Source organism: Mucilaginibacter sp. (assembly GCF_039207105.1).
In the GTDB taxonomy this organism is placed as follows: domain Bacteria; phylum Bacteroidota; class Bacteroidia; order Sphingobacteriales; family Sphingobacteriaceae; genus Mucilaginibacter.
The window spans coordinates 1-12,003 of record NZ_JBCECK010000148.1; the positions used below are offsets into that span (position 1 = coordinate 1).

General features: G+C 42.2%; 12 protein-coding genes and 1 pseudogene. 4 read left to right on the forward strand and 9 right to left on the reverse strand.

What is annotated here, in order from left to right; translation table 11 throughout:
• The coding region (locus AAGC65_RS21110) for a S1 RNA-binding domain-containing protein (protein ID WP_343114444.1) at nt 1-389 on the reverse strand (389 nt) is incomplete at its 3' end.
• Between the two features lie 207 nt (nt 390-596).
• Nucleotides 597-1,262, reverse strand: a complete 666-nt coding sequence (locus AAGC65_RS21115; protein WP_343114445.1) for a hypothetical protein — start codon at nt 1,260-1,262, stop codon at nt 597-599.
• Between the two features lie 151 nt (nt 1,263-1,413).
• Here AAGC65_RS21115 and tyrS point away from each other — a divergent pair, with 151 nt between their 5' ends.
• A complete protein-coding gene (tyrS, locus tag AAGC65_RS21120; protein ID WP_343114446.1) occupies nt 1,414-2,697 on the forward strand; it encodes a tyrosine--tRNA ligase in 1,284 nt (427 codons plus the stop codon).
• A gap of 177 nt (nt 2,698-2,874) precedes the next feature.
• Here tyrS and AAGC65_RS21125 read toward each other — a convergent pair whose 3' ends face one another.
• Both AAGC65_RS21125 and AAGC65_RS21130 read right to left on the reverse strand, forming a co-directional pair.
• Nucleotides 2,875-3,561 carry a PH domain-containing protein gene (locus AAGC65_RS21125; RefSeq protein WP_343114447.1) on the reverse strand — a complete coding sequence of 229 codons (687 nt, stop codon included), beginning with the start codon at nt 3,559-3,561 and terminating at the stop codon, nt 2,875-2,877.
• A gap of 252 nt (nt 3,562-3,813) precedes the next feature.
• Nucleotides 3,814-4,800 carry an acyl transferase gene (locus AAGC65_RS21130; protein ID WP_343114448.1) on the reverse strand — a complete coding sequence of 329 codons (987 nt, stop codon included), beginning with the start codon at nt 4,798-4,800 and terminating at the stop codon, nt 3,814-3,816.
• Nucleotides 4,801-5,191: 391 nt separating this feature from the next.
• On the opposite strand from AAGC65_RS21130, the gene AAGC65_RS21135 reads away from it, so the two are divergent.
• Nucleotides 5,192-5,863, forward strand: a complete 672-nt coding sequence (locus tag AAGC65_RS21135) for a lipid-binding SYLF domain-containing protein (protein WP_343114449.1) — start codon at nt 5,192-5,194, stop codon at nt 5,861-5,863.
• Between the two features lie 52 nt (nt 5,864-5,915).
• Here AAGC65_RS21135 and AAGC65_RS21140 read toward each other — a convergent pair whose 3' ends face one another.
• From AAGC65_RS21140 to AAGC65_RS21150, 3 genes are all read right to left on the reverse strand, one after another.
• Nucleotides 5,916-6,257 (reverse strand): hypothetical protein, encoded by a 342-nt coding sequence (locus tag AAGC65_RS21140; protein WP_343114450.1) that lies wholly within the window; start codon nt 6,255-6,257, stop codon nt 5,916-5,918.
• 130 nt (nt 6,258-6,387) lie between these two features.
• Complete coding sequence (locus AAGC65_RS21145) at nt 6,388-8,832, reverse strand: penicillin acylase family protein (protein ID WP_343114451.1); 2,445 nt, start codon at nt 8,830-8,832, stop codon at nt 6,388-6,390.
• Between the two features lie 30 nt (nt 8,833-8,862).
• Complete coding sequence (locus tag AAGC65_RS21150; RefSeq protein ID WP_343114452.1) at nt 8,863-9,414, reverse strand: thermonuclease family protein; 552 nt, start codon at nt 9,412-9,414, stop codon at nt 8,863-8,865.
• A gap of 108 nt (nt 9,415-9,522) precedes the next feature.
• Between AAGC65_RS21150 and AAGC65_RS21155 the strand changes: the two genes are divergently transcribed.
• Both AAGC65_RS21155 and AAGC65_RS21160 read left to right on the forward strand, forming a co-directional pair.
• Nucleotides 9,523-10,680 carry a DUF3095 domain-containing protein gene (locus tag AAGC65_RS21155; protein WP_343114453.1) on the forward strand — a complete coding sequence of 386 codons (1,158 nt, stop codon included), beginning with the start codon at nt 9,523-9,525 and terminating at the stop codon, nt 10,678-10,680.
• Nucleotides 10,681-10,984: 304 nt separating this feature from the next.
• A complete protein-coding gene (locus AAGC65_RS21160; RefSeq protein ID WP_343114454.1) occupies nt 10,985-11,242 on the forward strand; it encodes a (2Fe-2S) ferredoxin domain-containing protein in 258 nt (85 codons plus the stop codon).
• A 2-nt stretch (nt 11,243-11,244) separates the two neighbouring features.
• Here the strand turns inward: AAGC65_RS21160 and AAGC65_RS21165 are convergent, their stop codons facing one another.
• Both AAGC65_RS21165 and AAGC65_RS21170 read right to left on the reverse strand, forming a co-directional pair.
• Nucleotides 11,245-11,694: a DUF4304 domain-containing protein gene (locus AAGC65_RS21165; RefSeq protein ID WP_343114455.1), complete on the reverse strand. Its 450-nt coding sequence runs from the start codon at nt 11,692-11,694 to the stop codon at nt 11,245-11,247.
• A gap of 160 nt (nt 11,695-11,854) precedes the next feature.
• Nucleotides 11,855-12,003: pseudogene (locus AAGC65_RS21170) on the reverse strand (ferritin); the annotation flags it as partial.

Consider the following 12,003-nt stretch of genomic DNA (forward strand, 5'->3'; position numbering starts at 1 on the left):
TCACCGATCTTCAGATCAGGTGTATCACGGAATTCTGATACTGAAACTAAACCGTCAGATTTAAATCCTACGTTCAGTACCACATCTTTGTTGTTAACATTAACAACTGTACCGGTGATGATTTCGCCTTTGGTGATAGAGCTGAAAGTTCCATCATACATTTTCTCGAATTTCTCACGGTCGCTATCGCTGTAGTTACCAAATTTTTTGTCGTCAGCATCCCAGTCGAAATCTTCGCTTGGTGTAGCTGCAATTTTTGATTTGATCTCTTCGATAGATATTGAATCAGCTTCTGATTCAATTGTTTCTTTTTCGCCAGATGCGGTAACTGTTCCCAGTTCAGCTTCTTTCGCTTTTAATTCTTTTTCTGCTTCTTGTTTTTTTGCCATTAAATAATTTTTCTCCTTTTCCCAATTTGTTAATTGGGACTGCAAAGGTAGGTATATAATTTTATTAAATAAAAGAATTTTTGAATGTTAATTGCTGATATTTAAGCCTTTTTGAGCTAAATAGGTAGGTTTTAGTCGCTTTTTACCTTTATGGCTTAGGTTTGCGCAGGGTTTTAACCATCAGTTTACACAAACGTTACAAAAATATCAATCAAGTTTGGCCTCTATCTCTGTAAAAATAGACATGAAATCGGGCAGCAGCAGGCTGCGATAACCTTCCAGTATACCATTCATCTGCTCCTCATGCTGCGGGGTAAACGGGTTTTGCCACACGCGCATGCAAATCCTTTTTAAGGCATAAGTTATTTGGTGGGTTTCGGCGTAGGTATGCAGGTATTGGCTGCTTTTAAAGTCGTCAAAAAACTTAAAAAAGCGGCTGTCGTCCTTTAATCCGGCAAAGGCTAAAAATTCGGCCACTATTTCGGTTTTGCAGCCATCCAGGTGCGCGTAAAAATCATCAACCAGTATTTTACCGGTGGTAAGCAGCAGGTTGTCAATAATAAGCTCCAATGCTACATGCCCTAAAAAAAATGGCTTTACCGGCGAGCCTTCAATGGCCGGCAGCAGCAATTTTTTTAACTGGTGCGAATGGATATTGAAAAAATCTGATGAGTGGAAGTAGCGGTCAACCGCCAGGTGTTTGTTCCAGCCGGCAATGATACAATTAATGTCATCATTGCTGTGGTGGAGCTTTTCGGGATGCAGCACAATGGTCTTATCCGCATTTTTTAAAAGATCGGGCAGCACTGTACCTAATATATGGTAGCAGTTGTTTACGTTCCGGTCAAAGTAATAATGCGATAAAAAATTCATAAGCGCTGTTTCTGCAAAATAACCCGTTTTCATGAATGTACAAAAAATAAGTAATTATTTGAAATTCACTTTACCTTTAGTTAATCGATTATCACCTTTAGCCCAGCCAATTATTCTCTTATATTTGCAGCTTTTGAAATAGTACATCCATATGAATTTTGTTGAAGAATTACGCTGGCGCGGTATGCTGCATACCGAAATGCCTGGTACCGAAGAAATGCTGAATAAAGGTATGGCTTCGGGATATATAGGTTTTGACCCTACTGCCGATTCGTTGCACGTAGGTCACTTAACCCAGATCATGACGCTGATCCATTTTCAGCGTGCCGGTCACAAACCTTATGCCCTGGTTGGCGGTGCCACCGGTATGGTGGGCGACCCATCAGGAAAATCGCAGGAGCGTAATTTGCTTTCAGAGGATGTTTTGCAGCATAACCTGGAAGCAGTTCAAAAACAATTGGAAAAATTCCTGGATTTTAATAGCGGTGCCAATAGTGCCGAGATGGTAAACAATTACGATTGGTTCAAAAGCTTTACCTTCCTTGATTTTATCCGCGATGTGGGTAAGCATATCACCGTAAACTACATGATGGCCAAAGACTCTGTAAAGAAACGTTTGGAAGGTGAAACCGGTATGTCATTCACCGAGTTTACTTACCAGTTGGTACAGGGTTACGATTTTTACTATTTGTGGAAACACCATAACTGCAGCATACAAATGGGTGGCAGCGACCAGTGGGGAAACATCGTTACCGGTACCGAACTGATCCGACGTAAAGATGCCGGCGAAGCTTTTGCCTTAACCACCCAGCTTATTAAAAAAGCCGATGGTACTAAATTCGGTAAAACCGAAAGCGGCGCGGTTTGGCTGGATGCCGAGCGTACATCGCCGTACCAGTTTTACCAGTTTTGGTTAAACACTACCGATGTTGACGCTAAGGCCTACATCCGTATATTTACCTTGTTTGATCGTGAAACCATTGAGGCCTGGGAAGTTGAGCATGATGCGGCACCTCATACCCGTATACTGCAAAAGGCTTTGGCTAAAGATATTACCATACGTGTACACGGCGAGGCCGAGTACGAAAAAGCCATTAAATCATCAGAGTTTTTATTTGGTAACGTGGGCATTGAGTTTTTAAATGAACTGAACGATGCTGAGGTGCTGGGCTTATTTGCCGGTGTGCCTAACTTTAATATCGCTTTAACAGAGTTGCAAGAAGGCATTAATGTTACCGACTTGCTGGCGGTTAAATCGGCTGTTTTTCCGTCAAAAGGTGAAGCCAAAAAAATGATACAAGGCGGCGGCTCGGCTATTAATAAAGTTAAAATTGCCACTGCCGATGATGTTTACACTACCGAACATCTGATCAACAATAAGTTTTTGGTAGTTCAGAAAGGTAAAAAGAATTACTTTTTGATTGTTGCGGAGTAAGCAATAACACTTATATCGTAATAATTGTCATTGCGAGGAACGAAGCAATCGCGAATCATGTAAGTTTCTCTGTGCAGTTTGCGATTGCCACGCTATCGCTCGCAATGACAAATGAAAACAAAAAAGGGGCGGATCAAAAGATCCGACCCTTTTTAATTATTAAAAATTCTAAAATATTTACAACTCGCTCAGCAGATCAAGCTTTTTAGCATTATATTCTTCCTGCGATATCAAACCATTATCAAAAAGCGTTTTTAGCTTTTTTAATTTTTCGGTAAGCTCATCAGGTTTCGGTGCTTCCTGTACTATCGGGGCGGGTGCTGGCGGAGCAACCGGAGCTGGAGCAGGTGGCGGCGTAACTACCGGAGCTGGCGCAGCATAAGCTTGTTGAGCCGTAGCGGCATGGGCGGATGGATTATCAAACTGGATAGAACCAGATTCGGCGCGTTTTTGCTCCAATTCGCGCTGGCGGCGTGCCTCGCGCTCAATTTCCTTACGTTCCTGGGCATATTGATATAATTTACGACCCTGAACCTTAGGTAGGTAATCAACTGCCATTTCAGCACCGTTAGTGGTTTTTACGCTGAATACGGCACCTATAATTTCTTCTTTGGTATGTACGTCAACAATATCTTTCCAAACAAAATCAACAAACTTGATAGATAAACCCAGGTTGGCCGGGGTGAAAAACAATACACGCTTGTTGGTAATAGCTATGCAATCCGGAAACAGGTTTACCAGTGGCTTTTTCTGAACCGCTATATAAATGATCTCCTCGCCGGAAGATAGAAGGTCAACCAAACGTGAATAAACCTTTTCAACTGCTTTAGGATCTTGTTCCTCGTTTAAAAATTTCTCAATCATGTGTTAGCATTTATGATGCGTGCAAAAATAGCAATAATTGTTTATGGAGAGTCAAGAGATAAGAGTCAAGAATCAAGATATTTTTTCTCAAAAGAAACGATAAGAAAGGAGCAAGAGATAAGAGTCAAGAATCAAGAAAAAGATAAAGTGACTTTTTTGCAGTTATAAAGTCTTGTCTCTTGATTCTTATTTCTTGTCTCCCAAATCCTGATTCCCAAATCTTTTCTCTTGGTTCTTATCTCTTGACTCTCGTTATGCTATTAGCAAATTACATCCCCTGATGTCCGATTGGTCAAACCTGCCCAAAACCTCAAATGAATCATTCGGGTACATTTTGCCCAGATCCTGCGTGGCTATGAACGAGCAGGAATTGATGTTAGCCAGATCGATCACATTAATACCGCCTGTTTTGCCATTGGCTAACGTGCTCATTGGGTCGTTAGTATCGCGGATCATGATTTTCATCCAGGGCGGGCATACAAAAATGCCATCGCCGGTTGAGTAGGCTTGCGATAGCAGTTCGGTCATCCCATATTCTGAATGGATGGCCTTTACACCAAAGCCGCCGCATAAAACCGCGTGCAGTTCCTCGCGAATCATTTCTTTGCGGCGGCCTTTCATACCGCCCGTTTCCATGATGATGAGCTCGGGGAAGTTGATCTGGTAGTTCTCCATAAAATCAAGCAAACCAAAGGTAACCCCAATTAAAATGGTTGGCTTTTGGGCTTGCTGCTGTTTTTTAAGCTGATGATAAAGTTCATCATGATTGTATAAAAAGAAGCCGCTATCAGGGTTCGCGGATTCTTTGATGAGGTGCTGAACCATATAAATAAGCGATGAACCTTCGCGCTCCAGGTAGGAGGGTAGCAGGGCCAATACAGTGTAGTCTTTGATATCACCGTAAAATAGTTTAAAGGCATCGTTAAAACTTTGCTCGTACCAGGTTTTATCAGTTACATAATGGCTACTGGTAGTTATACCGGTTGTGCCCGAGCTGGTAAAGGTGAGCTCTGCATGAGCATGGCTACTGAGCACACGGCGCGATTTAAAGAACTCAATCGGTAAAAATGGAATTTGCTCAATCGCTTTGATCTTGCCGGCATCAATTTTTAAGCCCGAAATAAACTGATGGTATACCTCACAGTTTTTGGCCTGGTGCTGAAAAATTTGCAGTGCAGTAGCGTTAAAATCTGCAGGGTTGCTGATAGAAAATATCCGTTGTTTATCCGGTGTGTTCATTGTTTGCAAAGATAGTTATTACCAGGGGCAGATTTCAAATATCGGCATAACAGTACAGGAAATAGCTTTTAACTTTAGCGATGATTGGGAGGCTCCTACGGAGCCTTCTACTAAATGTTTTTATGCTATAAACACGTGACTCCATTGGAGTCGAAATAAAAAAGACATAATAGCTCCAAAGGAGCAACCTGTTTATAAAAGGGTATAATAGTATTTTAAAGGCTCCGTAGGTGCCTCCTGCTTTAAAAGCAATTTCTCTGCACAACATAAGTATCTATAGCTCGCATTAATAATATGATGTTTTTATTATATGATATGTGAAAACAAGTGTACATTTTTGGGGTTGTTAAATTAGTAATGCACAACATATAGTTATTTTAAAACTGACCCCATGAAAACATTAAAATTTTTAAGGTTTCCGCTTATACTCAGCTTGTTTTTTGTGCTGATATCGGCGAAGGATGCCGATAAGGAAACCGAGCGCGTTCACAATGCAGCTAACGTGCTTAAGGAATTTGCTAAAATGAAAGAAACCATTCCGCACCAACTGATGGAGCAGAGCGAGGGTATTGTGGTTATCCCGAAACTGATCAATGCCGGTTTGGGTATTGGTGGTAAACGCGGCAGGGGCGTTGCGATGGTGAAACTGGCAGATGGAAAATGGAGCGATCCCGTTTTTGTTACCTTAACAGGCGGTAGCTTTGGTTTGCAGATAGGTGTACAATCTGTTGACCTGATATTGGTATTTCACCATAAGGGTGTGTTAACCAAAGTTAAAAATGGCGACTTTACTATTGGTGGCGATATATCTGCCGCTGCCGGACCGGTTGGCCGCAGCTCAACAGCCAGTACCGATTACAAACTACAGGCCGAAGTTTACTCATACTCGCGCAGCCGCGGCTTATTTGCGGGTATTACCATTAACGGTTCAAACCTGGCTATTGATAAAACCGCCTGCGCCAACTTTTATGGTGAAAAGAGTTCATCGCAGGATATTTTTGCATCAAACAAAAACAATACCGACGGTGTAAAAGTGTTAAAAGACGCTATCGACGCTTTTTAACATCTGAACTGTTTTAAAATAGAAATGCCCGGCAGCGATGTCCGGGCATTTTTTATTCTTGTTTTTCAAATGCTTTTTGCAGAAACAGTCCTGAAAGAGCCGCGAAGCCACTTACCAGGCCTCCGATTATCCCGGTGATGAGCAGCAGGTAACCCCAGCCGGGTAAATGAAACAACTCGGCAACCTTGGTAGCCAGTATATGGTTATTGGGAATGCTTTTGAACAAGGCCAAAACAATCCATACAATAAATACCGCCGAAAAACCCGACCAGAATGCCTGCCCCGGGGTTTTACCCGCAAAGAATGCCGCCGAAAACGCGGCTATAGCCACTACCCACCAGGGCAAAAAGAAACCGCTTGCAAATGATAATATGAGTATGATTAGGAATAACATAGCTTTATTTTTTTAGTACCAAGTAATTAGTATCAAGTATCAAGATATTCGTGTTTGGTATTAGTAATTTAATAATTAGTATGAAGGTATCTGTATTTTATGCTTTTAAAGTCATGATACTTGATACTAACTACTTGATACCATTATCCTCCACCGTCAAAGTTGTTTTAATTCGATCAGACATTTCTTCCGGCGATTGCAGGAACAGTAATTCCTTTAGCTGGCCTTGTTGCCATGTTTTGAGCATGTCGCTATAGAAAAAGCTGCCCGGGTTACCCGATTCGCCGCCGGGTAAAATACCGTAGCCTTTTACTGTTGGCCCCATTTGCACCACCATACGCCATGACGGACCATGCCCGCCGGTAAGGGCATTCACTGTTGAACCGGTACCACCGGTTGGGAAGTTACCAGAGCTAAAAGCCTCCTGTTGTGTAAGGTGCATTACCTCCATTTTTTTAACCTGTCCCCATTGCCAGCTTTTGCCGGGCTTACCGTGTTTTTTGGTTAAGTCGGTAATAGCGGCTTTAAAGGCACCGGTAACAATATCAGTACAGGTTTCTTTTTGTGGGGTGTTAATATTATCAAACCATTTAGAACCGGGTTCTTTGATCAAAAGTTTTTCCGTCCTGTCTGTTGATGGGGAGTTTTTCTGCATGTTTTTGTCAGCAAAATCATCGTTCCATATCATATTATAAACTTGAAGCCACCAGGCACTAAACACGGTTGCCCCAATTGAGGTGGCTGCGTAATCTTTATCCCAGGTTTTTACCGTATGCAGCGCGGCTAACTGGCCGGCATCCAACTTTGAGGCATCAAGATATTTTAACAGTGTAGGCAAAATATCCTGCGCGCGAATGCTGTAGGTATCCGTTTGCAATACACGCATACTGTCAATGGTGGCGTGCTGCATGGCGGTAAGCCGGTCGTTAATGCGTTTGCCGCGCTCATATGGCGCAAACGACCAATTGATATAATACGGGTAAGTGGGGTCTGTTGATGATTGATTGGCCGAGCTTACAAAACCACGCGGCGGATTTTTAACCGTTGGATTTTGGTCAAAGGGGATCCAGCCGTGCCAGTCGTCGGCAGGGTCAGTGCCATCCAGTATAAATTTACCCTGGTCTTTATATTTCAGCGGATATTTTCCGTTAGGTGTAATGGCTATATCATCCTTGCTGGCAAACACAAAGTTTGATGCCGGGGCATTAAAATAGGTTAAAGCCCTGCGGTAATCCGCGTAGTTTTTACCACGGTTTAAAATGTACATGGTCATCAGCTCGTCCGATCCATCGTGCGCTATCCAGCGCAGCGCGTCGCCAACAGGTACAAAGTCATGGTCATCACCCTTTTTTGCCTGACTTTCATAAACCACCGGGCCATGATGAGTATAAATAACAGTATCATACAAAGGCTGTTGTCCGCGAATGTTGATTATCTCAACCCGGCGGTTGGTTTTGTTCCATTGGTTGTTGTACCAATACTCGGTTTTAGTTTTGTCTTTAAATTTAATCTGGTACCAATCCAGTACATCGGCATCAACATTTGTAATGCCCCAGCTTATATTATTGTTAAAGCCCAGTATAATAGCTGGTGCTCCCGGCAGCGATACCCCGTAAACATTTACCGATGGAGCGGTAAGCTGTACCTGGTACCATATGGAAGGAAAGGTAAGGTCAAGGTGAGGGTCATTGGCCAAAATAGGGTAACCATTAGCTGTTTTACTGCCGGCCACAGCCCAGTTGTTGCTGCCAATACCTTCGGCTTTGGTTACGCGCCTGGCGCTATCATTCATCTGGGCCATAAATGCCGCGGATGGTTTAGGAATAGTGAGCGGTTTAAAATAATCCCATTTGGTACCTATCGGAATGATGGGATCTTCCAGCATGGGATAATCCGGGAAAAGATCATTAGTGGTTTGCGGGCCAAAATGCTTTAAAATATTGTTCATGGCAAACTCGTTTGAGCCACCGGCCAGTGTTTCGCTCATGAGCTTGAGCAAAAATGCGCAGTTAATGGGCTGCCACTCTTCAGGAGCGTAATCCAGCATTTTAAACTCAATAGGATACTCCCTCGGTTGCAGGCGATGGATGTACGCGTTAATGCCCTCGGTATAAGCCAGTATCATTTGGCGCACAACGGGCTCCTGCATCATGGCTTTTAAGGTTTTTTCGGCCCCGTAAACCATGCCCATGCGGCGGTGGTAACGGTCAACCTCCAGTAATTGTGGGCCAAGCACTTCGGCTAAGCGGCCTGCTGCCTGGCGGGTTTGAATATCCATTTGCCAGAGGCGGTCAGTAGCGGTGATGTAACCCTGGGCGTAGTACAGGTCGTGCTCGTTTTCGGCAAAAATGTGCGGTATACGGTTCTCGTCGTATTTAACGATAATCTTGCCCTTAAGGCCCGGAAGCTTTAAATGAGTAGTTGTTAATATGTGCTTGCTCTCGGCATTTTGCCAAAATCCATCGGCCGGACTTAAAAACCGACCGATCGGCGGCACAGGACCAAATTTTGTTTGCAACGCCCATATCAATATCAGTGTAATGGCTATGGATACAAAAGCTTTTATGAACCTCATAAATAATGTTATTGCTATAAAGTTAATATTTTAAAAGGTATACTCAAGTGTCGGCTTGTGCTTCCTGTAATGTTTTTTGGTAGGTTTATACTCTGCACTGGATGGCCGCTTTTCGCGCCGAAACTCCCAGGGTGGGGTAGGCTTGGCATCCTGCCATAGACCCATCTTGTTTTCGCGGGCCTGCTGCTCCAGGCTGGCCAGTTCGGCACTTTGCGAGTAGGCTTTGTACTGCCAGGCATAGCCATTTTTTACCAGCTGATAGTTTACATTAGTGCCATCGGTTAAAAAAACCAGGGCTATGGTACGGCCATAGCGGTCTTTAGTATTGCCAACCAGTTTAACATCTTTACCAAAACAAAGGTCGGAAGTGAATTTTTTGGCTGCCTGTCCAAATGCCTGTGATTTTTCGGGACAATCAACCTCGGCCAAACGAACGGTAATTTCCTGATGATCGTTACTGAGTAAACCAATGGTATCACCATCTTTTATTTTCACTACCCGGTAAAGGTTATCCGGAACAGGGTTACAGCCCCAGAGTGTAAAAAGAATAATGATGAGGCAGGCAGCGTATTTTTTGAACATTACCAAATTTGCAGATTTTAGCTTTCAGATGCACAGCCATGTACACATTTTTTTCATTCATAAAACTTAATAGCCTTATTTTTATTAAGTTGAGGAATAAATTTTTTTATGCTAAGTAATAACGAGCTTTTTTATACCAACTTACCGGTAAACAACATGCCGCTTAGGGATCTTTTTGAAAAAAAGGAGTTGTTTTATGATGTCCCTCATGACTGGCATGTGGTTGTTACCGATATCAAAAACTCAACCCTTGCGGTAAAGAACGGTAAGCATGAAAACGTGAACCTGATTGCTACGGGCAGTATTGTAACCGTATTGAATATTGCTTTTAAGGCTAATATAATGGTGCCTTTCTTTTTCGGTGGTGATGGTGCCACGTTTATTGTTCCGCTTGTAATTATTGAGCAGGTTATGAAAGCGCTGTTGCTGTACAAACATAATACGTTCGAAAATTTTGAGCTGGAATTGCGCGCGGGCGCAGTAAATGTTCATCAAATATATAAGGAGGGCTATCAACTGAAAATATGTAAATACTGTTTTTCAGAAACTTTTCCTATCCCGGTTGTATTGGGTAACGGCTTAAGTGTTGCCGAAAAGAAAGTTAAAGGAGCTGAAAATGAATTGACCGATAACGATACAGCAATCGGAGAACTTGATTTAACCGGCATGCAGTGCCGGTGGGATAAGATTGCACCTCCGGGCGGTTATGATGAAGTGTTGAGTTTATTGGTGGTGGCCTTGCAGGAAGGTAAACAGCCCGAGGTTTTTAAAAAGGTGATGTATCATATGGATATGATTTATGGCGAACCCCGCTTGAGGCAACCTATATCGGTACCTAAATTGAAGTTCAAAACCACATTTGATCGTTTGGAGAAGGAGATGCAGCTTAGGTTTGGTAAGGTGAAGGTTTTTGGGCTGATGCGAAATTGGCTTATTAATCTGTATGGCTATATTTATTTTAGTACCCAAAAAGGTAAAAGGTATCTCAATAGCCTGGTTGAAATGTCAGATACATTGGTGATTGACGGCAAGATAAATACGGTAATATCTGGCACTGTTGCCCAACGGAAAAAGCTGCAGGAGATTTTGGATCAGATGGAAAGTGCGGGCGAACTTTTTTATGGCTTTCATGTAAGTAGTGAATCGGTGATGTCATGCTATGTGCGGGATATGGTAGATAGTCACATTCATTTTGTTGACGGGGCAGAAGGCGGGTATACCAAGGCCGCAGGTTTTGTAAAACAGAAGTTTAAAAGGTTGAACTAATTGATAGGTGATTATTTGATTGAGCAGGAAAAATAGCTTTGAGAGCAGGAGGCTTCTCTGAAGCCATTAAATTCATTTGGTAGTACTATAAACAGGGAGTTCCACCGGAACTTTACAATTATAGTTCAACTCCAAAGGAGTCACCTGTTTATAGCACAACAGGAACCTCAAATAGGCACTGTAGGTGCCTCCTGATATTCATTTGTTTTGTAAATAATTCGGTATTTGAATGATCTGTAAATGACATAAATAGAATTTTATTTGTGTTAACTTTGTTTTAGTTTATCATTAAGCAAAGATTATCATGGGTAAGTTTACCATACCGGATAAAGTACTGTATGTGTGCACCGGGAGCAAATGCGGAAAAAGGGGAGGTAAGGAAATGTATAAACTTGCCAAATCATATGCTAAACACCATCACGGCCCCGAAGAAATTGAGGTGATTGAAACCGAATGTACCGACCGCTGTAAATACGCGCCCATATGCAGTATACAACCTGGCAACACCTGGTTAAAAGAATATCATCCTAAAGACGTATTGAAACTGATGGATTTGATTTAAGCTTAGGTAGTTTGAGGAAGCACGGCAAACCTTTGTTCATAAGGATTTTCCAGCCACCATTTTTCGGCTTCGTGCCATAAGTCTATTATTTCCTTTGCTCTTTTTTTATAAATATTTGAAAATATTGACTCTTTGCTGAAATCAAACCAGTAATCAGTATTATTTATTAAAGAGCCCATTCTGTGTCTGTGGTTCATGTCATGAGCAGTACACTTTACCGGTTTAATTTCTTTATTCCAGGTAGTTAGTATCCCATTAACAGAACAGTTGGATATCTCGACGACAAACTTAGATGAAGAAAGGCTAAACTGAAATGTTAAAAGATTTATCCTATCTTCTTTAGTTCTTCTGAAGTGCGGGAACGAGCCTTTGAAACCCTGCTCTCTTAAAAAAGGAATAGTTATTTCCTTTATTGCTTTATCCATTAAAATTCTTTGATCATTTCTGGTCATGTTTGTGTTTTGAATATTAACTAAAATAAAAAAGTTCCCTTGCAATGGGCAAAGGAACTTTTAAAGCAGTTTATCAAAGTTTCACCCTTTAGGGGGAGATTATTCACAATTGTTTGTTTTAATTGTGTTCATGAATGCTTCGCAGTTTAGAGGGGGCTTCTTACGCCTCGCTGTCGTATTTTATGTCGCCAACGTGTTTGTCAATCTGCCATCTGCCGGTACCTTCTTCGCCAATAACTTCAAACAGTTCCAGCGCGCGGCGGGCTTTGTACTCTTCTTCACGTTGTTCTTTCAGGAACCAGTTTAAAA